Source organism: Micromonospora sp. NPDC048040 (assembly GCF_055587185.1).
In genome coordinates, this window is record NZ_JBVJGT010000003.1 from 1 (window position 1) to 26,097 (window position 26,097).

The 26,097-nt window shown below is 74.3% G+C and carries 19 protein-coding genes; 13 read left to right on the top strand and 6 right to left on the bottom strand.

Features of this window, described 5'->3' with window-relative positions:
- Positions 1-297: 297 nt before the first annotated feature.
- Complete coding sequence (locus ACZ6O2_RS04555; protein ID WP_466021996.1) at positions 298-1,491, bottom strand: LacI family DNA-binding transcriptional regulator; 1,194 nt, start codon at positions 1,489-1,491, stop codon at positions 298-300.
- A gap of 96 nt (positions 1,492-1,587) precedes the next feature.
- On the opposite strand from ACZ6O2_RS04555, the gene ACZ6O2_RS04560 reads away from it, so the two are divergent.
- From ACZ6O2_RS04560 to ACZ6O2_RS04580, 5 genes are all read left to right on the top strand, one after another.
- Positions 1,588-4,074: a hypothetical protein gene (locus ACZ6O2_RS04560; RefSeq protein ID WP_466021997.1), complete on the top strand. Its 2,487-nt coding sequence runs from the start codon at positions 1,588-1,590 to the stop codon at positions 4,072-4,074.
- Between the two features lie 51 nt (positions 4,075-4,125).
- Positions 4,126-4,275, top strand: coding sequence for a hypothetical protein (locus ACZ6O2_RS04565; protein ID WP_350712496.1), 150 nt, complete (start codon positions 4,126-4,128; stop codon positions 4,273-4,275).
- A gap of 121 nt (positions 4,276-4,396) precedes the next feature.
- Positions 4,397-4,615, top strand: coding sequence for a transposase (locus ACZ6O2_RS04570; protein ID WP_466021998.1), 219 nt, complete (start codon positions 4,397-4,399; stop codon positions 4,613-4,615).
- 414 nt (positions 4,616-5,029) lie between these two features.
- Positions 5,030-6,679, top strand: a complete 1,650-nt coding sequence (locus ACZ6O2_RS04575; protein WP_466021999.1) for a hypothetical protein — start codon at positions 5,030-5,032, stop codon at positions 6,677-6,679.
- Between the two features lie 525 nt (positions 6,680-7,204).
- Positions 7,205-7,738, top strand: coding sequence for a hypothetical protein (locus ACZ6O2_RS04580; RefSeq protein WP_466022000.1), 534 nt, complete (start codon positions 7,205-7,207; stop codon positions 7,736-7,738).
- A 46-nt stretch (positions 7,739-7,784) separates the two neighbouring features.
- On the opposite strand, the gene ACZ6O2_RS04585 is transcribed toward ACZ6O2_RS04580, so the two are convergent.
- Positions 7,785-10,067: a DUF4153 domain-containing protein gene (locus tag ACZ6O2_RS04585; RefSeq protein WP_466022001.1), complete on the bottom strand. Its 2,283-nt coding sequence runs from the start codon at positions 10,065-10,067 to the stop codon at positions 7,785-7,787.
- A 272-nt stretch (positions 10,068-10,339) separates the two neighbouring features.
- Here ACZ6O2_RS04585 and ACZ6O2_RS04590 point away from each other — a divergent pair, with 272 nt between their 5' ends.
- Both ACZ6O2_RS04590 and ACZ6O2_RS04595 read left to right on the top strand, forming a co-directional pair.
- Entirely contained in the window at positions 10,340-10,870 is a 531-nt protein-coding gene (locus ACZ6O2_RS04590; protein WP_466022002.1) for a SigE family RNA polymerase sigma factor, read from the top strand.
- Positions 10,867-12,045 (top strand): hypothetical protein, encoded by a 1,179-nt coding sequence (locus ACZ6O2_RS04595; protein WP_466022003.1) that lies wholly within the window; start codon positions 10,867-10,869, stop codon positions 12,043-12,045. Before ACZ6O2_RS04590 ends, ACZ6O2_RS04595 begins: the two co-directional genes overlap by 4 nt.
- Positions 12,046-12,234: 189 nt before the next feature.
- Here the strand turns inward: ACZ6O2_RS04595 and ACZ6O2_RS04600 are convergent, their stop codons facing one another.
- From ACZ6O2_RS04600 to ACZ6O2_RS04610, 3 genes are all read right to left on the bottom strand, one after another.
- Positions 12,235-13,272: a hypothetical protein gene (locus ACZ6O2_RS04600; protein WP_466022004.1), complete on the bottom strand. Its 1,038-nt coding sequence runs from the start codon at positions 13,270-13,272 to the stop codon at positions 12,235-12,237.
- The gene (locus ACZ6O2_RS04605; protein ID WP_350712507.1) at positions 13,272-13,541 is read right to left on the bottom strand and encodes a hypothetical protein; all 270 of its coding nucleotides are present in this window, start codon (positions 13,539-13,541) and stop codon (positions 13,272-13,274) included. Before ACZ6O2_RS04605 ends, ACZ6O2_RS04600 begins: the two co-directional genes overlap by 1 nt.
- A gap of 653 nt (positions 13,542-14,194) precedes the next feature.
- On the bottom strand, positions 14,195-15,364 hold the full coding sequence (locus ACZ6O2_RS04610) for an acyl-CoA dehydrogenase family protein (RefSeq protein ID WP_466022005.1): 1,170 nt from the start codon (positions 15,362-15,364) through the stop codon (positions 14,195-14,197).
- Between the two features lie 220 nt (positions 15,365-15,584).
- Between ACZ6O2_RS04610 and ACZ6O2_RS04615 the strand changes: the two genes are divergently transcribed.
- The 4 genes from ACZ6O2_RS04615 (at position 15,585) to ACZ6O2_RS04630 (ending at position 21,377) form a co-directional block, all read left to right on the top strand.
- The gene (locus tag ACZ6O2_RS04615) at positions 15,585-17,885 is read left to right on the top strand and encodes a sensor histidine kinase (protein ID WP_466022006.1); all 2,301 of its coding nucleotides are present in this window, start codon (positions 15,585-15,587) and stop codon (positions 17,883-17,885) included.
- A gap of 56 nt (positions 17,886-17,941) precedes the next feature.
- Entirely contained in the window at positions 17,942-18,634 is a 693-nt protein-coding gene (locus tag ACZ6O2_RS04620) for a response regulator transcription factor (RefSeq protein ID WP_350707682.1), read from the top strand.
- Between the two features lie 73 nt (positions 18,635-18,707).
- Positions 18,708-19,637 (top strand): LLM class F420-dependent oxidoreductase, encoded by a 930-nt coding sequence (locus ACZ6O2_RS04625; protein ID WP_466022007.1) that lies wholly within the window; start codon positions 18,708-18,710, stop codon positions 19,635-19,637.
- A 498-nt stretch (positions 19,638-20,135) separates the two neighbouring features.
- Entirely contained in the window at positions 20,136-21,377 is a 1,242-nt protein-coding gene (locus ACZ6O2_RS04630) for an FAD-binding protein (RefSeq protein ID WP_466022213.1), read from the top strand.
- Here ACZ6O2_RS04630 and ACZ6O2_RS04635 read toward each other — a convergent pair.
- Entirely contained in the window at positions 21,374-22,519 is a 1,146-nt protein-coding gene (locus ACZ6O2_RS04635) for a site-2 protease family protein (protein WP_466022008.1), read from the bottom strand. The two genes, ACZ6O2_RS04630 and ACZ6O2_RS04635, sit on opposite strands and share 4 nt — an antisense overlap.
- Positions 22,520-22,830: 311 nt before the next feature.
- Between ACZ6O2_RS04635 and ACZ6O2_RS04640 the strand changes: the two genes are divergently transcribed.
- A complete protein-coding gene (locus tag ACZ6O2_RS04640; RefSeq protein ID WP_466022009.1) occupies positions 22,831-23,976 on the top strand; it encodes a DUF3103 family protein in 1,146 nt (381 codons plus the stop codon).
- Positions 23,977-24,436: 460 nt separating this feature from the next.
- Positions 24,437-26,089: a condensation domain-containing protein gene (locus ACZ6O2_RS04645; protein ID WP_466022010.1), complete on the top strand. Its 1,653-nt coding sequence runs from the start codon at positions 24,437-24,439 to the stop codon at positions 26,087-26,089.
- Positions 26,090-26,097: the final 8 nt, after the last annotated feature.

Below are 26,097 nucleotides of genomic sequence, written 5' to 3' on the forward strand. Positions count from 1 at the left end.
AGGCGTTTTCAGCCGTTCCGCTATCCGGCAACGCTCTGACCTGCATCTTCCCGTGATCCATGTGCCTAGACCGCCCAACATCTGTGGAACCCAGGCTCGGGCGGGATCCCTTCATAGGCATTGATCACCATGGGCTGCGGTCGGCCGAGTCACGTCCGCCGAGCGCGCGCCAAGCCTCGCAACACTCAACCCGTCGAACCTGGCCACCACGCAGAAGCGATCGAGATCATCGAGGCATTCCTCGCAGCCGCGCGAGGCGGGGCGCATTGGCTGCGGTCCGCGCTCGACGGGCGCACCTCACCGAAGGCGTTCTACCGGCAGCGCCACCGCGGCCCCGCCCGGGATCGCTGACCTGGGCAGCACCGACTTCCTGATCACCAGGTGCGTCCCGGCAACGAGCTTGCCCTCGCGATTGGCGCGGTCCGGCTGCAGTGCCATCCGGGCGGCCGTGTACCCAACATCCCCGAAGGGCACGTGCACGGTCGTCAACGGCACCCGGAGGTCCGCCGACAACAGCATGTCGTCGAAGCCGATGACCGACATCTGTTCAGGCACAGCGATCCCGGCGTCCTCGAGCGCGGCGAGTGCACCCAGGGCGATCAGATCACACTCGCCGAAGACAGCGGTGAACGCCGGTCCATCCTGCAGCGCAGCCCGCACCGCCTCGACACCGGTCCGACGATCCCGCGACCCGATCCGGACCAGCGCCGGGTTGACCTCGACACCAAACTCGGCGCAGGCCTGCTCGAATCCCCGCGCCCGGGCGTCGCTTGTCGAGAAGCCGAGCGGTCCCCGTACGAAGAGCACGTCCCGGTGCCCGTGGCTCAACAGGTACGACATCGCTGCGGCGGCACCACCGACGTTGTCATAGTTGACGACGAGTCCGGGGCTCCCGGCGTCGACCGCCGGCCGACCACAGAACACCAGCGGCTTGTCCGCCACGGCGTACTCCCGCACCAGCGCCGCCAGGTCCTGGACGTAGCCGGCCGAGCTCCAACGACCACCCGCGACCACCACGGCCGACACCGTCGGGTCCTCGAGCAGAGACCGGAGTTGGGTCAGCTCCCGCACCGGGTCGTCGCCGGTCGTAGCGACAACGCAGCCCGTCGTGCCGGCACCGTTCACCGCCTCGACCGCCTCGACGATCTGGTCGACGAAGAGTCCGGAGAGGCTCCCGACGATCACCGCGAGTCGACGCTCGCGACGCCGGGCCCGCACGTCGTCGACGGCGTAGCCCAACTGCTTGGCCGCGCGGCTGACCGCGACCGCCGTCGCCGCGGACACCTGGCCACGGCCGGTCATCGCGCGTGACGCCGTGGCGATCGACACCCCGGCGCGGTCGGCGACCTCCCGCAGGGTCGGTTTGCCGGCCAGTCGGGCCCTTCCCACGACTCCATCACCCCTCACACCACTTGCTGTAAACGTTACAGTACGTCTCCCCCGCCGGCCGAACCATTGCCGTGCAAAACGTGCCCAGGCCGCCGTTGACAACGTTCCGCAAACAATGGAAGTCTTCCGCAAGAAAGTCGTTGCGGAGTTCGCGTGCGATGGAGCTGCGACGCAGGGACGCCCAGGAGGGTCGTCGACATGGTCAGTGCCGAGCGCCTCACCACAGCAGACCAGCAGGTATTCACGCGCAGACTGAGAGCCGCGAGGACCATCGCGACGAGGGGCCGACGCGCGGGCGCACGCCTGGTCGCCCTCGCCACGACGGCGGCGCTCGCGCTCGTCCCGATCAGCGGGGCCGCGGCCGCGGCCGAACCCAACCTCGACTTCGAGAGCGGCACCCTCGCACCGTGGACCGTTGCCGGTGGCACCTGGTCGGTCGCCCAACCGGGCCACCAGGGCCAGTGGGCGGCGCTGATGGTCGACGACTCGCTGATCGCGTCGGCGTCGCTGCGGAGCGCCGCGCTGCCGGCCACCGCGGGCTCGTACGAAGTGGGCGGTTGGCTGTCGGTGGCAGAGGGAACGCCGTCGCTGTTCGTGTACTTCTACGATGCCGCGGGCCGCCAGCTCGGCACCGAAAGCGAACGCCTCCGCGGCCTCACCGCCGGCTGGACGTGGCGGTCCTTCCGTGCCACCGCCCCCGCCGGTACGGCGTCGGCGCGCGTGATGCTCTACTCGTCCTCGGCCGACGTCACGACCGCGCGGTGGGACAGCATCTCCCTGGAGCGCGCCAACTGGACCGAGACCCCGCTGGGCAGCCCGCTGAAGGCGATCAACCTGATCGGGGCCACGATCGGCACCGGAGCCGACGGCCGCTCGGAGACGTGGACCGTCAGCAACGGCAACCCCGCCGTGCTTCAGGTGATCGACACGCTGACCGGTGATCTCGAGAGCACCCTGCCCCTGCCTGGCGCAGGGGGCTCGTGGTCGCTGGTGCAGCACAGCTCGGGGGACGTCTATGTGGCGACCTGGCCGGGCGGGCTGCTGTACCGCTACCGCCCCGGCACCGGCACGGTCGAGAACCTTGGCCGCGGGGCCGGCGCGGGCACCTACCTGTGGGACATCGAGGAGAGCAGCGACGGACGGCTATGGTTCGGTTCGTCACCGGCCGGAGCCCTGACCAGCTACGACCCGGCGTCCGGCCAGTACGAGGACCACGGCCCGATGGCGCCAGGCCAGGGCTATGCCCGGTCCGTGGCCGTCGCCGGCACCAAGGTGTACGTCGGCATGGGCTCGACCCAACCGCAGCTCGTCGAGTACGACGCGGTGACCCGGACGAAGCGCTCGATCCCGGTGCCGGCCGAGGTCGCGAACCGCGAATTCGCCTACAGCCTGGACTTCCGGGGCGGCCTGCTCTACACCCGCATCCAGGGCGTGACCGGCAGCGACCTCTACAGCTACGACGTCCGGACCGCGCGCTGGCAGAAAGTGCATGGCGTGGGGGTGACGGCGATCAGTCCCAAGCGCGGCACCAAGATCTACTTCCCCGCCGAGGGTCGGCTGCACAGCTACAACCCGCTGGTCGGCAAGGCCAAGGACCTCGGCGTCGGCGCCTCGACCGCCGTTCGCACCCTCGGCTGGGTCGACCTCGAGCGACCCGACATGCCGGGCGAATCGGTGGTGTGGCTGGACGGCCGCGGCGGCTACCTCGCGTGGAACCCGGAGTCCGACAAGTCGGTCGAGTGGCAGTCGCGCGCGATGCCCGTGCCGGTGCAACTGCACGCCATCGAGACCGGCCCCGGCAACCAGTTGTACGTCAGCGGGTTCATCCACCCGGGCCTGGCGCAGTGCGACCCGCGCACCCTGGCCTGCACCCAGCTGCCGGAGGGTGGCGTGGGACAGATCGAGGGGATGTTCACCGACGGCCCCGACCTCTACCTCGGTTCGTACGGGCACGCCCAGCTGTTCCGGTACGACACCACGGCGCCGTGGACCGCGGCCACCAACCCCCGCCTGCTCGCCGACCTGTCGGAGCAGCACTTCCAGGATCGCCCGTTCGGCTGGGCGAAGAGCGGTGGGCTGATCTGGACCACGACGGTCCCGGTGTACGGTCACCTCGGCGGGGTTGTCGCCTCGATCGACCCGCGCACCGACGCGGTCACCGTGTACGACACCGTGCTCGGTCGGCGCAGCGGCACCTCGATGACGGCGACCGGTGAGGACCTCGTCATCGGCACCTCGATCTGGGGCGGCGGTGGCGCGACCCCGGTCGAGACCGAAGCCTCGGTGATCCGGTGGAGCCCGGACGGTGCCCGCAAGGTCTGGGAGACGACGTTCCCCGGGCAGCAGGCGATCACCGCGGTGAAGGCGGGGCCGGACGGCCACGTCTGGGCGCTGTCGATCGACACGCTCTACCGACTCGACCCGACCAGTGGCGCGATCCTTGAGTCCTACCGGCTGGGGACGTGGCAGTGGGCCAACAGCGCCGCGTGGGTGCACGGACACCTCGAGTTCGGTGCCGACGGCCGGCTCTACATCCTCACGCTGCGTCACCTCTGGTCCCTCGACACCGGGTCAGGGACGGTCCGTGACCTGGCCAGCGGAGTGACCTCGTTCGACTTCACCGTGGCCGAGGGGTCGCTGTTCTTCTTCCGCGGCGACCAGATGTACCGCCTCAGTAACGCCTGACGACGACGCCTCCACCATCAGCATCCAGTTCGTCGAACGGAAGGACCGAGCATGGTGGACCGCGAGGCCGTCGTACCGATGGAGACTCCCAGGCTCAGCCGACGAACGGCCCTGCTGGGGGCGCTGCTCACGGCGTCGGCGGCCCGGTGGTTCGCGTCGCCGGCCCACGCCGCCGGCACGTCGGGTGGTGGTCAACGGTGACTTCGAGGCACCGTTGTCCGGCACCGACATCCCCGGCTGGCAGGTGCAGTACGGATTCCCGAGTCGGCGCAGGTCGTCGACGCCTGGGTGCACGGCGACCAACAGGCGCTGCGGATGGTCGGTGGCAGCGCCGTGGCGGGACGTGCCAGAGCGGTACGGGCCGTGGAAGACGCTGTACAAGCGGTTCGCCCGCTGGCAGGAGGACGGGACCTGGGCGCGGATCGAGGCGATGCTGCAGGCCGGCGCGGACGCTGCCGGGGGCCTGGACTGGCACGGCAACGCCGATTCCACGATCGTGCGTGCCCGCCAGCACGCCGCCGGCGCGCGTAAGGGGGGCTGAACAGTGGTGACGCAGCGCGACGGGAAGGGCTCGGCAAGTCGCGCGGCGGGTGGACCACGAAGATCCACACGATCGGTGACGGTCGGGGCTGGAACCTGACCAGCCACCTGACCCCCGGCCAGGACTCCGACACCCGCCAACTGGTGCTTGCGCTACGCGGTTCGCGCGCTCCTGCGGCATGGCATCCGGCCAGAGGTATGACCCGCTCTCCCTGACCTGGCCGCGCTCGACCCCATGCCACAGCCGCGCCATTGCCGTGAGCGATCGACGCTGTGCCCCGCGTAACGCCGCCGGCAGGGACATCGCCCTATACCAATGGAGCGGCGATCTTGCCGCCTGCCCCGGCACCGGCCTCCGATCACAGGCCGCCGGCCCGCCGGGCATCACGGGGTATCAACCGAAGGGAGACCGCTCATGCGGTTCCGCACAGTGGCCCGCTCGGCCCTGACGTCGACACTGGTCGCGGCGGCCGGGCTCGTCGCCGCCGTCGCACCTGCCCAGGCCGCGGACACCAGCACCGCTCTGCAGGGGGTGAAGTTCGTCAAGGACATCGCCGCCGGGAACGGCCGGCTCTTCATCTCCGCCAGCGACCGGATCGTCGTCGCCGACGACAGTGGCACCCAGGTCGGCGCCATCACCGGGCTCGTCGAGCCGAACGGCCTGGCCGTCACGCCGGACGGCAGCCGCCTCTACGCGGCGCTCAACGGCTCGAACGAGATCGCCGAGATCGACACCACGGCCCTCGCCGTCACCCGGCGATTCGACCTGGCCGCGTTCCCCTACCCGACGTACCTGTCGCTGGCCGGCGACCGTCTCTGGGTCGGGCACGGTCCGACCAACAGCTGGAGCGGCGGTGTCGTGGGCCTCGATCTGTCCGCGACGACGCCCGAGCCGGTCCGCATCGCCAGCGGGCTGTACGGTCCGCCGATGGTCGCCGCCGCCGGGTCCACCGTAGTGGCCGGCGAGAACGGGATCAGCCCGGCCGACCTGTACGTGTACGACGTGAGTACCACCCCAGCCACCCTCCGCGGGGTGATCGACGGCCACACCTACAGCCTCGGCCGCCTGCGGGACATCACCATCACGTCGGACGGCTCAAAGGCGATCACCGCGTTCGACTCGCCGTACCGGTACGACATCTGGGACACCGCCAGCGTCACCCGCGCCGGCGCGTACGGCGAGGAACCGACCTTCGTCGGCTTCCCGCACGCGGTCGCCCTCAGCCCGGACGGCGCCCACGTCGTCGGCGCACGCGCCTCCCGGGACCGCATCGAGCTCGCCGGCCCCCGCATCGCGGTGTACGACGCGGCGACGACCACGAAGCGACACACCGCCGACAACCCGGCCGGTCAGGTGGTGGAGGGCGCGCTCACCTTCTCCGGCACCGACGCGTTCACCGTGCTGCTGGAGATGTCCACCGGGCGCTACACGCTGTGGCGGCTGCGGGGTGCCACCCTGGCGCCCTCCTCGGTGAGCGCGACCGCCCCGGCCACCGGGACCGCACTCGTACCGCTCACCGTGGCCGGCCGGCTCACCCTGTCCGACGGGTCGGCGCCCGGCGCGCAGCCGCTTGTGGTGACACGCCGGCACCCGGACGGAACCAGTGCGACGCTCGCCCCGCTGACCACCGCCACGGACGGCACCTTCAGCATCACCGACACGCCGCCGGTCGGCGGGACCTTCCACTACGAGGTGCTCTGGGACGGCAACTCGGCCTTCCGCTGGAGTCAGGCGACGGCCACCGTCGAGGTGGCCCGGCAGCCGTCCACGCTGAGCCTCACCGGGCCGAGCACGGCCAGCACCGGCCGGCAGCTCCGGTTCAGCGGCGTGCTGGAGACCCCCGGGCGGCCACTCACCCCGGGCACCACGCTGCGGGTGTGGCGCATCGTCAACGGCGAGGACATCACCACGGTCTACCTCCCCGCGGTGACCCCGGCCGAGGACGGGAGCTTCCGTTTCACCGACACGCCAGGCGCGGCCGGCGAGTACACGTACACCGTGCAGTGGGACGGTGACCAGACGTTCCTGTACGCGCGGGCCAGCCACGTCGTCGTGGTCCGGTAACCCCCACCGTGGCTTCGACGGGGCCGGTCTCCGCCCGGGGGGCCGGCCCCGTCCCGTGTTCAGACCGTGCTTCCCGGCGGGTGAGCCCACCGGTGTGGCACCCGAACCGCCGAACAGCGGTGGTGCGAAGCAAGAGTGACGTCGATCCGGCTGTCCGCTTCGGGACTGAGCCGTCTGCGCGGCCGGCGCCCTCGGTCAACCTGATCCTTGACGCCGGGTGTCCGCCCGTCGTGGAGATCGGAGGAGCGATGAGGACCCACCCCCGATGGCGGTCGACCGGCGCGATGCTGGTCGCGGCCCTGGCCGCCGCACTGGTCGCCGCCCTGCTGCCCGCCTCGCCCGCGTTCGCGCTGCCGTCCGGCAGCGGTTGGTCGGCCTCGTGGAGCTACTACCACCCCAGCGCCTACCAGTACGCCGGCACCCTGCCGGGCGTGCGGCTGACCGGGTACGCCACCGACAACTCGGGCACCAGCACGACGGTCGGCACCCATCGAGGACACCGCCGCCGACTCCCGCTGCGCCCGGGTGATGCTCTACGCCAACGGCGTCGGCTACATCGCCGACCGGACCACCTGCGGCAACGGCAGCTATCTCACCTATTCCACCGGCAGCTACAGCCAGGGGCTCCTGGTGATCGTCTATCGGATGATTTCGGGCACGACCACCCATGACAAGGGTTTCGCCATGTTCGTCCCCGGCTCGTCCGCCGACCCGGAGCTGCGGACCGTGGGCACCGGCGCGAGCTGGTCGTACTACACCTCGACGGCGTTCCAGTACACGGTGACCCGTCCCGGCGTGCGGCTGACCGGCTACGGCGCCCACCAGTACGCGGACCAGCGCTCCTCATTGAACACGGTGGAGAAGACCGCCGGCACGGTCGGCTGCGCCACGGCCAAGGTCACCGGCGGCGTGACCACCAGCGGCGGCACCTGCGTCAATGGTGGCAGCACGTCCTTCCACCGGTCCGACCTGACCAACAACCTGGAGGCGTCCGCCTGCTACCAGCCGATTCCCGGCCCCCAGCGCTGCGTGGCAATCACCATCCCCGAGCCCTGGTGACCCGGCCGACCCGACGCCCCCGGCCGGCCGGGGGCGTCGGGCCCGTCTAGCGGCGGCTCTTGGGCAGGTCGAACTGGTCGGCGGCCTTGCAGTCGCGCGTGCCGCCGACGGCGCCCGGCCCGACCCGGTCGAGCGCCTGGCGCGCCCGGACCCGGCCCAGGTTCCAGGCGTACCAGGGGTCCGGCTCGTCGAGGTCGTCCGCGATCCAGCTCAGGGTGCAGCGGCGCACCGGGTCCGGCAGGCCGGACAGGGCGGGTGTCGCGTCGGCCGATAGCGCCCGCAGGTACCAGGCGTCGATCTTCCCCGTCTGCTCGTAGCGGGCGATGTTGCGGCGCGCCGCGTAGTCCTCGGGGTTGAGCACGGCCAGGCTCAGCAGCATCGCCACGGCGAGCGCCACGGTCAGCCGGGGGATCCAGGCTCCCCGCCACCGGATCCCGGCCGCCAGGATCATCAGGAAGACGGTGCCGAGCAGCAGCTCGAACGCCATCACGAAGAGACGTTCCCCGGTGAAGCTGTAGACCTTCTGGTACGTGTACATCCGGGACAGCGCCGACACCACGATGACGAAGCCGAACGCGCTGAGCAGCCCGAGCAGGATCCGGAGCAGGTGGCGCTCGACCGGGCGCTCCCGCCGTGCCCACCGGGCCACCCCGGCGAGCACCGCCAGCGTCAGCATCGTGACGACGACGAGCTGCCAGAACCCGCTGCGCGCGTACTCGGCGTAGCTGAGGCCGGCGGTACGCAGCACGTGCCGCTCCCCGCCGAACAGGACGGTGAACTGCACCGCCACGAAACCGCCGAACAGCAGCGTCAGCGCGGTGATGACCGGTGCCCACTCCACGACGCCGAGGCGGGGCGCGCCGGGCCGGTCCACCGTCGACAGGTCGGGAGGCGCGGCCAGCGTGTAGACGGCGGCGACCGCGCTCAGCCCGCCGATGCCGGCGAGGAAGAGCCATTCGAACCTCGCGCCGGCGTCGACCTCGGGGATGAGCCCGTCGAGCACCACGGAGAAGGCGCCGTCGGCCGACGAGAGGAGCGCGCCGAAGACGACCAGCGCGGCCACCGTGGCCGCGGCGGACCCGACGACGCGACGGGCCAGGCCCGGGCTCGCCGGGGCCTGGAGGTGGCCGCCCACCCACGGCAGCCCCCGCAGCGCCGCGAACGGCGCCGCCACCAGACTGAACAGGATCGAGCGTACGAGCCGGCCGCCCACGATCGCGAGGGTCGCGCAGCCGAGCGCGCCGAGGACGCAGAACGTCACCAGCCACCAGGCGTTGCGGAAGGCCAGGACCGAGAGGAGCGCCAGCGCGGCCCCCGCCCAGCCGGCGCGGACCCAGCGCTCGGCGCGGGGCAGGTCGGCGCCGGTGCGGCGGACCGCGACGACCACCCCGACGGTCAGGGTGAGCCAGCCCAGGAACCAGCCGATGCCGGTGCGGGTGAGCGGCACGAAGCACGCCAGCCCCAGCGCCCCGGCGAGGACGGCGGCCGGCACGGACCGGTCCCGCGCCGCCTTCGGGCCCGGCCACCGCGTCTTGAGGAACGACGGCCGGACCGGCGGCGGCTGGTAGCCCCAGTAGGGCGGCCACGCGGCCGGCGCATTGGTCCCGTACGGCGCCTTCTGCGGGGCGGCGGTCGGTGGCGGGGCGGCGACCGGCGTCGGTGTGGCGGCGGGTGCCGGCGCGGCGGCCGGTTGGGGCGGCGTGCTCGCCGCAGGCGCCGGGGTGGTGGCGGCGGCCGGCGCGCCGGCAGGGGAGGGGGACGGGTTTCCGGCGGAGGACGCCGTCGCCGCACGCGCGGCCTCCGGCGCCGGCTCGACGGCCGACGGCGAGCCCTTCGCGTCGGCGGCGGCCGTCGGGGCCGGTCGGGTGTCCGGGGCCGCCTGCCTCGGCACGACGGCTGGCCGCACCTCGCCGTCCGCCTGCTGCGGCACGACGGCCGGCCGGACCTCCCCGTCCGCCTGCTGCGGCACGGCGGCCGGGCGGGCGTCCGGCTCCGCCGACGTCGGGGCGGTGGCGGTGGCGGTCGGGCCGGTGTCCGTGCCCGCCGGCGTCGGTGGGGCGGCGGCCGGGCCGGTGCCCGCCGGCGTCGGGGCGGCGGCCGGCAGCAGCGGGACGAACACGGCGTACCCGCGCGTGCCCGCCGGGATGCTGACCGGGATCGCCCAGGCGGGCGTGCCCTCCGCCCCGGGCCACACCATGGTGGGCGGCGCACCGTCGACGGGCGGCATGACGAGCAGGTACGGCGTCGCGTGCCCGGGGTTCTCACCGTCGGTGCTCGCGGGCCCCCCGGCGGTTTCCGGGGACTCCGGCACCGGTGGCGGCTGGGTCACGGGACCCTCCTCGATCGAATGGTCCGCACACTGTACGACCGATCCCGATCGCCTCGCCGCCCGGTGAACGCTCCGCGATCCAGCCCGCACACGGAGGTGATGCCCGGGTCGCCGGGTCGGCCGTCCAGGGTGGTCAGGCCGGAATCGCGGATCGCGCCGGTGGCCATTCGGAGACTGCGCAACCAACCGGGTGTGCGGTCCGCCGCCACGAAAGGCGCGGACCGCGTTAACCTCCCGGCGCGGCCACCGCGTTCACCTGGCGGGAGGTACGCATGTCCGACAGCCCGCACCCGCCGCCACCGGAGGGCTTCGCCGAGTTCGTGGCGGCCCGGTCCGGCGCCCTGCTGCGCTCGGCGTGGCTGCTGACCGGTGACGCCGGCCGGGCGGAGGACCTGCTCCAGACCGTGCTCGCGGCCGCCTGGCGGCGCTGGCCCGGCATCGTCCACGGCGGGCATCCCGAGGCGTACCTGCGACGGGCGCTCTTCACCACGTACGCCTCCTGGTGGCGGCGGCGGTGGCGGGGCGAGGTGCCGGCCGCCACGACGCCGGAGACGTGCGGGACCGGCGACGTGGCCGGCGAGTCGGCCGACCGGGACGCGGTGCGCCGCGCGCTGGCCCGGCTCAGCCGCCAGCAGCGGGCGATCGTGGTGCTGCGGTACGTCGAGGACCTGTCCGTGGAGCGGACCGCGCAGGTGTTGGGCTGTTCGGTCAACACGGTCAAGGTGCAGTCCTCGCGCGCCCTGCGCAGCCTGCGCGCCGACCCGGATCTGCGGTTGTTCACCGATCGGGAGGTCGTGCCATGAGTTCTGACGACTCCGACGTCCGGCGGCTGCTCGCCGACGCCGTACCGCCGCTGGCGGCCCCGCCCGACCGGTTGGCGGCGGTCGGCACCCGGGTCCGCCGGCGCCGGCGGCGGCTGGCCGCCGGCTCGGCGGCGGCCCTGGTCCTGACGGTGGGGCTGACGGTCGGAGCGCCGCAACTCCTCGCCGGCCACCGGGGCGGTTCCCGGCCGGCGCCGGTCGCCACCGGCGGGCCGGTCGGCGCGGCGGTCTGCCCCGACGACATCGGCCGGCGGCCCGGGCTGGAGTCGGTGCGCTACGGCGACGACGTGCCACTGGTGCCGGCGGGCGCGGTGGAGGTCACCGCCTGCCAGGTGCCGGTCGGTGGCGGGCCGCGGGCGGCGGACCGCGTCGGCCCCCGGGTGCTCACCACCGGGGTCGACGAGATCGTCGGGCTGCTCAACGCGATGCCACCGAGGCAGACCGGGCCGGACGGGCGGCCCCGCGTGGCCGACCCGACCGACCCGGGGCTGCGGTGCACCCTGGTGGGACGGTCCGCGGAGACCGCCTACGTGCTGCGCTACCCCGACCGGGCGCCGGTGACCGTGTGGACCGACGACAACTGCGCGGTCGCGGTCACCGACAGCCACGGGCGAGGGCTGGACCACCGGCTGTTCGGCGCGTTCCTGGACCGGTACCGGGCGCAGCTCGCCGCGGCCACCGACCCGGCCACCGTCGCCACCCCCGCGTGCCGGACGAGCATGCCGGTCGACCGGGTCCGGCTGACCCCCTCGAACCCCGGGCCACCCGACCGGATCGCGGTCAACCAGGCCGGGCATGACAGCGTCCTGATGACCCCGCTGGTGGCGTTGGCCGCCTGCCGGTACGAGGTGGACGGCGGGACCGCCCGGCTGGTGCGCGGGGAGACCCGGCGCGACGGGGCGGACGCGCTCCGGCCGGTGCTCAACGCGGCCTTCGCCCGGTCGGTGCCGGCCAGCGACTGCGGCGACTGGCCGGGCTACCCGCCGCCGACCGCGTTCGACACCGTGACCGTGGCGGACGCGACCGGTGCCACCGCCGAGTTCTGGGTCCGGCACACGCCCTGCCGCAGCGCCGTCCGCGCGTACCACCGGGGCAGCGAGCCCACGCCGGAGCTGCTCGCCGCCCTCACCCGGTTGCTCGGGCCGCCACCCCGCTGACCGTGCCGGCAGGGCCGCCGGCTTGACGGTGCCGGCAGGGCCGGGCTGACCGCGCCGGTCGGCCGCCTGCACCTTGGCGTCGGCCGGGCCGACCCGTGTAGAGCCGGCGGCGACGCGTGGGGGACCCGACGCCGCCGGGCTGACCTGCCGGCGGCGGCGCCGGGTGGGGACCCGACGCCGCCGGGTCGGTCAGACGTACGGCCGGGTGGCGTACGCGGCCCGCAGCGCGGCCAGCCCCGCCGGCTTCGGCACCAGCGTGCCCCAGCCGGAGTTGAAGTAGTTGGTGCACACGATCCGGGGTCCCCGCTCGGCGTTGAGCTGGGCGATCGCGGCCGGCACGGTGGCGATCCAGGCCGCCTGGTCCGGGATTTCCGCCACCCGTACGCCCCACTCGGCGATGATCACCGGCCGGGAGAGCGCGACCGGGCCGAGGTCGGCCACCGCCCAGTCCTTCGCCCGGCGGAACCGGGCCAGCGCCGTGTCCTTGGGGCTGGTGGCGTAGACGTTCCACTGGAGGAAGTCGAGTTTCGCCATCAGCGCCTCGGGGTGGGTGCGCTGGAAGCAGCCCCGGTCGAAGCCGCCCACCCCCACCGAGAAGGTGGTGCCGGCGGGAAGTTGCCGCGCCTTGAACCAGTTCACGATGTACGTCATCGCCTGCACCGCCCGGGCGTCCGACTGGGCCCAGGTGTAGCTGACACCCGCCTCGGTGGTGCCGAACTCGTGGTCGGTGTCCAGTTCGGAGGCGAGCTGGATGTTCACCCCGAACCCCATGGTCCGGTACTGGGACAGGGCACGGGCGAGCAGCCCGTCGCAGTGCCCGGCGAGGACCTGGCTGTAGCCGTACGCCCGGGGCCAGGTCGTGCCGGGCCGCTGCTGGATGGTCATCGCGGGCGCCGGGACGGTGTAGGCGACGCCGTCCACGGTGAAGGACTGCGGCCCGAAGTTGGGCGCGCCGTAGTGCTTCAGCTCCAGCACCATGTTCATCCGCACCCCGGCCTTGCCCAGCGTGACCAGCCACGGTCGCTGGTAGCCGGGGAAGGTGTAGCCGTCGGCGAGGCTGCGGTACTGGGTCAGCGAGCGGAAGTTCCCGCCGGCCATGTCGGCCGTCGGGTCGGCGCCGCCGGAGAGGTAGTAGCCGCCCAGCACCGGCGGAGCGATCGTGTAGTCGACGGTGGCGGTGGCGGTGCGCCCGCCGTTGTCGCGCACCGTGACGGTGACCCGGGGCATCACGCCACCGCCCGGTAGACGGCCACCGAGCCGTTGTCCGACAGCCGGGTCCAGGTGCGGCCGGAGTCGTCGGTGACGGTGACGGTGAGCGGGTCGACGACGGCGGTGACCTTGACCGGGGCGCTGCTGTTGCCCTGCGCGTCGGTGACCACGATCGTGACGGTCACCGGCTTCGTGTCGGCGTCGCCGTAGGTGACCGTCAGGGTCATCTGGTCGCCCGGCGAGTAGGTGGAGGCGTTCAGGGATGCGGTCGCGGTGGGAGCGGCCATGGCCGGCTCCTCTCGTGCTCGGTCGCCGGACCGGCTCCGGCGCGTGGTCACGGCCGGTCCGGCTGCGGAGGGATCGGGGTCGGGCGACGGCCGGCCGCCGGGCACGCGACGGCGCGGCCGGGGACCGGTCGGGGGTACGACTCGCCGACCGCGCTCGGCTCGCCGTCGGGCCGCGCGGCCCGACGGCCGCCGGAGTGGTGACGTCGGTGTCGGTGGGGCGGCACCGGCCCTGGCGCCCGGGACGGTGGCTGCCGGAGCGCGGCCTCGCGGTGCGCGGGCCGGTCGGCGCTGCGTTACGCCGGGGGCCGTCGCGGGGCCGGGCTCGGTGGTGGCGGCGTCGGCGGGGACGGTGCTGTCCCCGCCGGACCCGAGGAATGGGATGTGGCCCGCCATCCTTACGCCTCTCACCTGCTACAACAGTGCGACGCCGAGGTGGCCGGCGTCCTGTCGGCTACCCGACCGCCGATCCGTCAGCCAGCCGACTGCGGTCGGCGTGGAGCTGTGCGGTGCGCGTCGTCGCCGACCCGGGACGGCGCCGCCGGTGCGCCGCTCGGCGGGTTCGCCGCTCGGCGTCCCAAGCAGTCACGCGGCGCCCGGGGCAGTCGGGCGGCGTCCCGGGCGCTCGGGCGACACGGCCGGCCCCGTCCCGGGGGTCAGTAGGCCAGCTCCACCGGCCGGCCGAGCACCCGGGCGCCGTTGTTGCCGAGCCAGCCCTCGGCCGCCGCCGCGTGCTGGCTGAAGGTGTGGATGTCCCGGAACCGCCGCTGGAGCGGGGACGAGTCCCGGGCCGCCCCGCCGCCGGCCGCCCGGTAGCAGGTGTCGACCGCGGCGGCGGCCCGCTCGGACACCCACGGCAGGGCGGCGGAGATCCGGGGGTGCAGCCCGGGGATCGCCGCCGGGTCCGTGGCGCACGCCGCCCAGAGGTCGTCGGCCAGGTCCCGCAGCAACGCCCGCGCCGCCCGCACGTCGAGGTCGGCGCGGCCGAGCTGGAGGCGGAAGGCGGGCGAGTCGGCCAGTGACTGCCGGGCGTAGAGGCGCTGCCGGCCGCCGTCGAGCAGCGCGACCATGTCGTCCAGCGCGCCCTGCGCGATGCCGACCGCCACCGCGCCGAGGTGCAGGACGAAGTGGACCAGCGGTGCCACGAAGCCCGGCCCCGGCACGCAGGGCGCGCCGGTGAACAGGTCGAAGCTCTCCTCCGCCGGGCAGAACGCGGAGGCCACCTCGACGTCGTGGCTGCCGGTGCCGCGCAGGCCCAGCGCGTGCCACGTGTCGTGCACCGTGAACCGGGAGGCCGGGAAGAGCATCGAACGCACCTCCGGCGGCGCCCCCGCCGGTCCGGGCAGCGGCTCGCCGTCCCCGGTCAGCACGCAGTTGCCGAAGATCCAGTCGGCGTGCCGCGCCCCGCTCGCGTACGCCCACCGGCCGGTGACCTGGAAGCCGCCGTCGGCCAGCTCGGCCCGCCCCTGCGGGGCGAAGCCGCCCGCGACGACCACGTCCGGCCCGTCGGCGTAGAGCTTGTCGAACCGGTCGCGCGGCAGCATCGCCAGCAGGTGCGGCGTCTCCGCGCCGATCATCACCGTCCACCCCGTCGAGCCGTCCGCCCGCGCCAGCGTCTCCAGCACCCGCAGCCCGGTGCGCAGGTCCGCCTCGTACCCGCCGTGGCTGCGGGGGACGAACATCCGGAAGCAGCCGGCCGCCCGGAGCGCGTCGAGCAGGTCGGCGGGGAGCGCCCGCGCCGCCTCGATCTCCCCGGCCCGCCGGGACACCTCCGGGACCAGCGCGTCCACCGCCCCGACCAGCCGGTCCCGGTGCCGCTCCTCCATGGGTTCCTCCTCGCGTCGTGGCTCACCCACCACGGTGGACCCGTCGGCGACCCGGTGGCCAGGGACACCGGCACCGGATGCCTGGGACATCCCGCGCCGCGCGACGTCCACCCGGCCGGGACGAACCGGCCCGCATCGCAGGCGACTGTCGCCGGACCGACATTCGGAGTGGAACGTCGGGGGATCACCAACCGGCCCCGCGACTGCCAGGATTCTCGGCATGTCGGTCCAGCAGCCCCCGCCCGCGGCGACCCACGGCGACCGCCGGCACCCGGTCGCCGCCTGGCTCGTCCTCGTCGGCTGTGCGCTGCTGCTCGTCGCCACCGCCGTCTGCTGGGTGCTCGCCCGCCGGCCCTGGGGGCTGTCCCAGCTCTACTTCCTGGTCGACTTCACCGACTGCGCCGTCTACGGCGCGGTCGCCTGGCTGATCCTGCTGCGCCGGGGCCACCCGGTCGCCTGGCTGCTCGCCGCCACCGGGCTCGGCGGCGGGTTCGCCGCGCTCAGTGCCCAGTACGTCGACCTGCTCGGGGTGCACCCCGGGCTGCCCGACCCGGTGCTGCTCACCTCGGCTCGGCACTGGGCCTGGGCGCCGGGGATGCTCTCGCTGATCGTGGTGCTGCCCTGGCTGGTCCGGGAGGGGCGGCTGCCGCGGCCGGCCCGGGCGGCGGTACTGGCCGGCGCCCTGGTCGTCGCCGGCTACGTGTTGTTCCAGCTCACCTGGCCCGGGCCGGGCGCGGGCGGGTCGGGCGCGCCGCTGCCGATCGCCAGCGCCGGATGGGCGGACTTCATCGAACGGGTGCAGCCGGCCCTGCTGGTGGCCGTCCCCGCGCTCGGGCTGCTCACCGCCGCCGGGGTCGCCGCCCGCCGTCGCCGGGGCGCGCCCGCCGAGCGCGTCGGGCTGGGCTGGCTGGCCGTCGGCACGCTGCTGCTCGCCCTGAGCTTCGCGCCGGTGGCCCTCCCGGAAGGCTGGGCCCGGCCGGTGCCCGACGAGGCGGCCCCCGTCGCGATGCTCGCCTCGCAGGCGTTCTTCCCGGCCGCCGTGCTGGCGGTGGTGCTCCGGCAGCGGCTGTGGGGCATCGAGATCGCCGTCCGTCGCACCCTGGTCTGGTTCCTCATGACGTTTCTGCTGGTCGCCGCGTACGTGCTGGGGGTGTCGGTGCTGGACGCGCTGCTGCCGGCCACCCCGGCGGTGCCCGGGGCGCTCGTCACGGCGCTGGTCGCGATCGGCGTGCAGCCGGGCCGGATCCGGGTGCAGCGCCGGGTGGACCAGCTGATCCACGGCGTGGCGGCCGAGCCGCTGCGCGTGGTGCGCCGCGTCGGGCATCGCATCAGCGCGACCGGGGACGCGGCCGACGTGCTCACCGAGGTGGCGCGCAGCCTGACCGACCTGTTGCGCCTCGGCGCCTGCGTCATCGAGGTGGACGGGCCCGAGGGCTGCTCCGCGCGGGCCGAGTCGGCCGGGCCGCCCGGCGCGCCGCTGGTGCTGCCGCTGCGCCGGGGGGAGCGCGAGGTGGGCCGGCTCACCGCGTGGGCCCGGGCGGGGGAGCGGCTGGACGGGCGCACTCGGGCTGCGCTGCTCGACCTGGTGCCGCTGGTCTCCTCCGCGGCGAGCCTCGCCGCGACCAGCGGCGCGCTGGCCGCGTCCCGGGCCCGGCTGGCCGAGGCCCGCGACTCCGAGCGGCGCAAGCTGCGCCGGGACCTGCACGACGGCCTCGGGCCGGCGCTGGCCGGGGTGGCGCTCGGCGTGCAGGCCGCCCGGAACCTGCTCGCCGTCGACCCCGACGCGGCCGGCCGGCTGCTGGACCGGCTGCGCGACGAGATGGACCAGAGCGTCGAGCAGGTCCGCGACCTCGCCCGGGGTCTGCTGCCGCCGGTGCTGGGCGAGCGGGGCCTGGTGCCGGCCGTGCACGAGCTGGCCCGGCGGTACGACGGCGCGCCGCTCCTGGTCGAGGTCGACGCGGACCCGCTGCCGCTGCCCGAGCCGGTGGCCACCGCCGTGTACGGCATCGTGGCCGAGGCGCTGCGCAACGCGCACCGGCACGCCGCCGCCCGGACCTGCCGCATCGCGCTGATCGTGGACGAGGCGGGCCTCACGCTCACCGTCGCCGACGACGGGGCCGGGATCCCGCCGGGGGCACCGCCCGGCGTCGGCATGCTGTCGATGCGCGAGCGGGCCGAGGGGGTGGGCGGGACGTGCGCGGTCGGTCCGGGGCCTGCCGGGGGCACCCTGGTCAGCGTCCGGGTGCCCGCCGACCGGTGCGCCGTGCCCAGCCGCGCCCGGGCGGAGCGGCCCCCGGACCAGGCGCCGTGGCCGCTGGAGGGCGCGGGCACCGCCGGCACGGGCCCGACGAGCCCGCCGCACGTCGCGGTGTCGTCGCGCGAGGCAGGACCACCAACGCCACCGCCGCACCCAGGCCGAGCGTCGGTGGTGGCGACGCCCGACGGCGCGGCGTCGCCGGGCCCCGGCGACCGGACGGCCGTCGACCTGGCTGCGGGCCGGACGGTGGGGGTGGCGTCGTGACCGGGACGGATGGTGAGGGTGGCCCGGCTGCGGGCCGGACGGTGGGGGTTGGCCTGGTGACCGGGACGGACGGTGGCGGTGGCGCGGTGACCGGGACGGACGGCGGGGTGATCCGGGTCGCGGTGGTGGACGACCATCCGGTCTTCCGCCTCGGCATGACCGCGCTGCTCGCGAGCACCGCCGGCCTGCGGGTGGTCGGCGAGGCCGCGGACGCCGACGAGGCCCTGCGGGTGGCCGCCACCCTGCGCCCGGACGTCATGGTCATGGACCTGCACCTCGGGGGCCGGTCCGGGGTGGAGGCGACCCGGGAGATCGTCGGGCGGCACCCCGGGATCGGGGTGCTCGTGGTCACCATGCTGGACGACGACGACTCCGTCTTCGCGGCGCTGCGCGCCGGCGCCCGCGGCTACCTGCTCAAGGGGGCCGCGCCGGGGGAGGTGGAACGGGCGGTCCGGGCGGTGGCCAACGGCGAGGTGCTGCTCGGCCCGGCGGTCGCCGCCCGGGCGGTGGGCTTCCTGGCCGGTGCCCGGGCGGCCGGCCCGGTGCCGTTCCCCGAGCTGACCGACCGGGAGCGCGAGGTGCTCGACCTCGTCGCCCAGGGGCTGAGCAACGTGGTGATCGCGCGGCGGTTGACGCTCAGCCCGAAGACCGTCCGCAACCACCTGTCCAACGTGCTCACGAAGCTCCAGGTCGCCGACCGGGGCCAGGCGATCCAGCGCGCCCGGCAGGCCGGCCTCGGTCAGCTCTGAGATGCGTCGAGGGTCCGGCGTGCGGGCGGGGCGAGATCCGGCGGGGACCGGGCCGGCTCCCTATGCTCGGGCCATGGAACTGCGGATCTTCACCGAACCCCAGCAGGGCGCGACCTACGACGACCTGCTCGCCGTGGCCCGCTGCGCGGAGGACGCCGGCTACGGCGCCTTCTTCCGCTCCGACCACTACCTGAAGATGGGCTCGGTGAGCGGCGACCCCGGCCCGACGGACGCGTGGACCACCCTCGCCGGACTGGCCCGGGACACCCGGCGGATCCGGCTGGGCACGCTGATGACCGCCGCCACCTTCCGGCTGCCCGGCCCGCTGGCCATCACGGTGGCGCAGGTCGACCAGATGAGCGGCGGCCGGGTCGAGCTGGGCATCGGCACCGGCTGGTACGCCGAGGAGCACACCGCGTACGGGATCCCCTTCCCGTCGCTCGGGGAGCGCTTCGACCGGCTGGAGGAGCAGCTCGCCGTCATCACCGGGCTCTGGGCGACGCCGCCGGGCAGGACGTTCGACTTCGCCGGCACGTACTACCCGGTCAGCGACTCGCCGGCCCTGCCGAAGCCGGTGCAGGACCCGCGCCCGCCGATCCTGCTCGGCGGCATGGGCCCGAAGCGGACGCCCCGCCTGGCCGCCCGCTACGCCGACGAGTTCAACCTGCCGTTCGCCTCGGTCGAGGACTCGGCCGCCCAGTTCGGGCGGGTCCGGGACGCCTGCGCGGAGGCGGGCCGGGACCCGGCCGAGCTGTGCTGGTCCAACGCGCTGGTGCTCTGCTGCGGCCGGGACGCCGCCGAGGTGGCCCGGCGGGCGGCTGCGATCGGCCGGGAGCCCGACGAGCTGCGCGCCAACGGCCTGGCCGGCACCCCCGCCGAGGTCGTCGACAAGATCGGCCGGTACGCGAAGATCGGCAGCGAGCGGCTCTACCTCCAGGTGCTCGACCTGGCCGACCTGGACCACCTGGAGCTGGTCGCGGCCGAGGTGATGCCGCAGCTCTGAGCCGCGCGGCGGCCCGGGTGGCCGTCAGCCACGCGCGGCCGGCGGGCTCCCGGGCGCCCGATCCGGCCCCGCCGGGGCGGTGCCGCGGGTGAGCTGCCCGGCCCGGGGCGCCGGCCCGGGGTGGGGCACCGGGTGCGGCGCGGGCGGGGGCGCGGGCGTCGGTCGGGGCCCGGGCGTCGTACCCCCCGGGTCCGCCCCGGCCGGCGGCGCCCCCGGCGGGGCCGGCCCGGCGCCGGTCGGGTCGATCTCCTTCCGCGAGGCGGACACGTCGCCCCGCGGGGCGGGGTCGCGGTAGCTGCTCATCGGCGTAGGGTTCCCCGACGACGGCGGTGGTAACCGTCGCCGACCGGGCGGACACCCGTCCACGGGCGGCCCACCCCGACGGTCACGGGCAGGGGGATCGGCGTGGAAATCGACGGCGCCGCGGCGGCCCGGACGGACGGCCCGCCGCGCCCCCGAGGCGGTGCAGACCCGCCCGACGACGCGACCGGCCGGGCGGTGCCGGGCACCAACTGGGCGGGCAACGTCCGCTACGCCGCCCGCCGGCGCCACCGGCCGTCGTCCCTCGACGAGCTGCGCCGGCTGGTGGCGGGCAGCGACCGCGTCCGGGCGGTCGGCACCGGGCACTCCTTCAACCGGCTCGGGGACACCGCCGGCGACCTGGTCTCGCTGGCCGGGATGCCCGCGACCGTCGTGCTGGACCCGGACCGCCGGACCGTCACCGTGCCGGCCGCCATGCGGTACGGGGACCTCGCCGCCCGGCTGCACGAGCGGGGGTACGCCCTGGCCAACCTCGCCTCCCTGCCGCACATCTCGGTAGGCGGGGCGGTCGCCACCGGCACCCACGGCTCGGGCGAGACGGTCGGCAACCTGGCCACGTCCGTCGCCGGGCTGGAGTTGGTGACGGCCGACGGCGACCTGCTGACCGTGGACCGGGCGACGGACGGGGACACGTTCGCCGGGATGGTCGTCTCGCTCGGCGCGCTCGGCGTGGTCACCCGGCTCACCCTCGACGTGGTGCCCGCGTACGACCTGCGCCAGTATGTCCGCCTCGGCCTGCCCCCGGAGGCGCTGGACGCGGCGTTCGCCTCGGCGTACAGCGTCAGCGTCTTCACCGACTTCCGCGGGCCGCGGCTGCGGGAGGTGTGGCTGAAGCAGCGCGCGGACGCCGCCCCACCCCCGGCGGACTGGCTGGGCACGACGGCGGCCGGCGCGCCGCGACATCCGGTGCCCGGCATGCCGGCGGAGCACTGCACCCCGCAGCTCGGCGTGCCCGGGCCGTGGCACGAGCGGCTGCCGCACTTCCGGCTCGGGTTCACCCCGAGCAGCGGCGACGAACTCCAGTCGGAGTACCACGTGCCGCGCGGCGCGGGGGCGGCCGTGCTGGCCGCGTTGGCGCCGGTCGCGCACCTGATCGCGCCGGTGCTCCAGGTCTGCGAGCTGCGGGCGGTGGCGGCCGACGGGCTCTGGCTCAGCCCGAACCACGGGCGGGACAGCCTCGCCGTGCACTTCACCTGGATCGCCGACCCGGCGGCGGTGTTGCCGGTGGTGACGGCGGTGGAGGAGCGGCTCGCGCCGTTCACGCCGCGCCCGCACTGGGGCAAGGTCTTCGGGCTCGCCCCGGCGGCGGTCGCCGCGGCCTGGCCCCGGTACGCCGACTTCCTCGACCTGGTGCGCCGGCTCGACCCGGCCGGCACGTTCCGCACCGACCTGCTGGACCGCTACCTCCCCCGGGACTAGCGGCCGGGTCGGCCGGCCATCTGCTCGCGCAGGCTGCCGCGCTGCACCGCCCGGCTGATGTCGCTCGGCGAGACGATCCCGACCAGCCGGCCGTCGGTCACCACCAGCGCCCGCCCGTCGGCGCACTCGCTGAGCCGGGGCAGCAGGTCGTTGAGCGGCTCCTCCGGCCGCGCCAGCACCAGCTCGTCGGCGCGGCAGGCCACCTCGGCCAGCGTGGTGGCACCCCGGCGGTCCGCCGGGATGCCGCGGACCCGGTCGAGGGTGACCAGGCCGACGGGCCGGTCGTCCTCGGTCAGCGGCAGCGCCGTGTGCCGGTACGCGAAGAGGTAGTGGTCGACGAAGTCGGCCACGGTCATCTGCCCCGACGCGGTCTGCGGCTGCGGCGTCATCACGTCGGCCACGTGTATCCCCCGCAGCGCGCTGCCCATCCGGGCCTGCCGCTCCTCCATGCCGGCGGCGCCGATCAGGAACCAGCCGATCAGGGCCAGCCACAGCCCGCCGAAGCCGACCCCGGCCAGGAACTGCCACAGCCCCAGGCCGATCAGCAGCGCGCCGAGCACCCAGCCGGCCCGGGCGGCGACGACCGATGCCTTCGTCCGGTCGCCAGTCGCCTTCCAGACCGCCGCGCGCAGCAGCCGCCCGCCGTCCAACGGGGCGGCGGGGAGCACGTTGAAGACCGCCAGCAGCACGTTGATGCCGGCCAGCCACGCCAGCGCGCCGAGCGGCAGCCCGTCGACCCCGGCCAGGGCGAGCACCACCGCGATCGCGCCGAAGAAGAGCCCGATCAGGAGGCTCACCAGCGGGCCGATGCCGGAGATGCGCAGCTCCGCGCCCGGGTTGGGGGCCTCGCCGCGTAGCTCGGCCACCCCGCCGAAGAGCCACAGCGTGATGCTGCCGACCTCCAGCCCGTTGCGCTTGGCGACGATCGCGTGGGAGACCTCGTGGGCGAGCAGGCCGAGGAAGAAGACGACCGCCGCGGCGAGCCCCGCGAGGACGTACGCGATCACGGGCCGGTCCGGGTAGGCCCGGGGGAACTGGTTGGCCGACAGCGCCCAGGCGATCAGCACGAAGATGACCAGGACGCTCCAGTTGACCCCGACCGGCACGCCCGCGATCCGGCCGAGCCGGAAACTCGCCCTCATGCCTGCGGACTACCCCCGGAAAGTGCTCCCATGCGTTGTAGGCGCAGGTCGAAGCTCTGGTGATGATCTGCGCGGGCAGGTCGCGGAGGCGCTGGGCCCTGCATCGAGCGGCGCTGGGAGTGCGGGGCGGACGAGCGTGGCCGCATACGTGTCGTGCGGACAGGTTGGTCGCGGTACGAGGTGGTCCGTTCGCGCTGCGTTCACCAGCGGATCGTTGACGAATTTTCAATCCACGTATATCTATCTCATAGACGTCACGAATCTCTCGATCACCGTCACAGCCGGTGGCCGGGACACGCAGAGGAGCCCTCGTGAACCCACGTACCTTCCGTCGCGCCGCCCTGTCGCTGGGCATCGCGGCCACCACCCTGGCTGCAGCGGTCGCCACCCCTGCGTACGCCCGGCCCGACCATTCCGCACCTGCGCCGGCGACCGTCGCCGCCAGCCCCGTGTCCACCGTGATGGACGGCGTGGCCCGCCAGGTGGCGGACGCCTTCGCCGACCGGTCCACCATGGGTAGGCTGACCACCTCCGCCGCGAACGGCCCGGTTGACCTGCTCGCTGCCAACGTGAGCGGACGGCTTGCTGGCGACCTGCGCTCGGCCAACCAGCGGCTGTTGGCTGCCAAGGGCCTGCCAGCCGGCACCGGCTCGCTGTTGCGGTTGCGGCTGGCCCACCCGGACATGCGCGCGGCACTGGCACGCGGCGAGGCGCCGCTGGTCGCCGCCACCCCGACCGATGACTCGGCGACGAGCGTCACCGCGTACGACCGCTCCGGCGGCACGATGGTGCTGGACGCCGCCCAGGTGCCGCAGCGGCCGGTGCTGCTCGTCGACGTGGACACCGAGCGGGCGCTTTCCGCCGGTCTGAGGGTGATGCGCGAGGAACTGGGCGCGCGGGGCATCCGCCAGGCGACTCCGGTGCCGCCCGCGTCCCGTGCCTCGGGCGATGGGGTGACCGCCGCAGCCGGTTACTGGGCCACCAAGGTCGATGCCGTCCGGCTCGCCGACGACAAGGAGCCCTGGATCAAGGGCGGCGCCGAGATCTACAACATCGTGGCCGGGTTCGGGCTGGACGGCAAGGTCAAGGTCGACCTGGTACAGATGCCGTACCTGGACAACGACGGCACCACGTACTACCCGAACCAGTTGCTGGTGCACTTCTCGTCGTACAAGTACAACCTGGCCGACGTGGTCATGATGGAGGACGACGGGGACACCAACTACTCCGCACTTGTCAAGGCGATTGCCGGCGCGCTGCTGGTGATCGTGGACGGCGGCGCGTACACCCCGCTGGTCAACGCGATTCTGGACGCCATCCCGACCTCCTGGTACACCGATGACCCGGACTTCGTGGACGCCTGGTACACCCTGTCCACCGCCAGCAGCGGCCGGAAGTACGGAGCGGCCGGCAACGGCTGGATGGACGTCACCGGGTACTGGGTGCAGGAACTCTGACCCGCTCTGGTGGCGCTCGGGCGGGTGACCCGGATTACCAGGGTCGCCCGCCGCCGCCGACGGGCCGGTGCTGACCACACGGGCGGAATGCTCCCACGTCACACCCCTGGGCTTGAGTCGCCATGCCGACATCTGGGCATTGATGCGCGCCGCTCGTCGGGATAGTTGCGAGGGTGGCGAGGCTGACCCTTGAGAGCGATGATCCGTACCTCTGGCTGGAAGATCTTGGTGGTGCGGACGCTGCCGGGTGGGTGCGGGACCGCAACGCGGAGACCGTCGCCGCGCTGACCGGCGGCGAGGCGTTCGCGTCCGCCGGTCGACGCGTGGGCGGGCGGGCCGGCCGGAGAACATGGCGCCGACAGCCCGCAGACGCGGGGGAGTCGCGTCCCCGCTGATCCGGGGCTCGAAGGATAGGGAAACGACCGATTACGCGGCGCGCGGCAGCGCCTAGCGTCGCGGCATGACGCTTCGACTGTTCCCGGCTGCGCCGCGTCGCGGCGGCACCAGGGCGCGCGTCGCGCTCGCGGTCATCTGCTGCCTGGCGCTCGTCGGCTGCTCGTCCACCCCGGGCGGCACCTCAGCCGAGGAGTCGCCGGAGTTGACGGCCCGCTACGGCCAGTCCCCGGCGAAGGATCCGTCCGGGTTCACGTACCAGCCGGACGTGGTCGTGGTCGACGGCGGCGCGGCGGCCGTCCGGTCGGTGAGCGGCGACGGGTTGGTCTGGACGATCGACGGCGGCGTGCGCGGCCTGGGCGACCTCGACGTGGGTGAGGTCATGTTCCTGACCTCGCGGGCGGTCGGCCGGGTCGCGGCGAAGGAGCGGGTCGGCGGCGACGTCGCGGTCACGCTCGTGCCGGTGCAGCCGCAGGAGGTCATCCGCGACGGCCGGATCAAGGTCGACGCCGCGATCGACGTCGCGGACATCGGCACCGACAGCATCGGCATCCAGGAGATCCCGGACCTGCCCGGGACCGTGACGACCCCGGATCGGGCCGACACGGACCTGCACCCGGCCAGCAGCACGCCCGACCCGGGCGCGCGGCAGCCGACGACCGTGTTCGCCACGAGCGGCGGGGCGGGCGTCGTCCGCGAGGCGGCCCTGGTGAGCCGGTCTTCGGCAACCACGTCCGTGACGCCGATGCGTCCACCGGGTCTCGGCGCGGGAGCCCCGGCGCGCCGGCTCGCCGCCGTGACGGTGCCGCAACAGCCGGTCGGGAAGATCGCCGGGTCGGACCAGAAGCTGCCGTCACCGGCCAAGGAGAAGCTGGACGTCACCCTCAACGACTGGGGTGTGACGACCGCGCTCGACGCCAAGGGGCTGACCGTCTCGGTGTACCGCAAGGAAGGCAGTCACCTGAAGTTCGGCGCCGACATCACCCTCGGCTTCAAGACGCTGCGGCTGACCACGGACGTCGCCCTGACCGCCGGCACCATCGCCGCGAACCCGGGCACCGTCCTGCACGGCCTCGAGTCGCTGGAGGTCAAGCTCCAGGCCGGGCTCGGCGGCGGCACGGACAGCAACTCCAAGGTGAAACTCGAGGTGCCGGCCGAGATCTTCAACAAACCGATCATGGTCAACGGCCTCCCGATGGTGCTGGTCGGGAAGGTGAAGCTGGTCATCGAGACGGCGCTGACCGGGAAGAACTCGACGCTCACCGCGTCCGGCAAGTGGGGGCTGGTGGGAGCGCTCGGCATGCAGTCGGGTACGCCGCTGGTGCCCACGTTCAGCGTCATCACGAGCATGATGGACTCGATCAGCGGCATCACGCTCGGCCCGAGCGGGCTCGTGATCGCGCCGGAGTTCAAGTTCTCGCTGGGCTTCGGGGTGCCCGGGGCCTCCGCCGGCCCGTACGCGAAGTTCCGGTTCGCGGCGGGGGTGACCAACGGCTCGGCGTTCGGCGCTCCGCTGGCCCGGTGCACCCGGGTCGACCTGGTCATCAAGGGCGGCTTCGGCATGGGGATCAACATCGACGGCGAGCTGGGGAAACTCATCGGCGACCGCCTGCCCGGCCGGCCGAAGTTCAAGGCCGACCTGGAGAGCGAGTTCCTGTGGGACATCGTGAAACGCTCGCAGACCATCCCCGACGTGCCGCTGTGTACGGCCGGCGGCTGACGCCACCT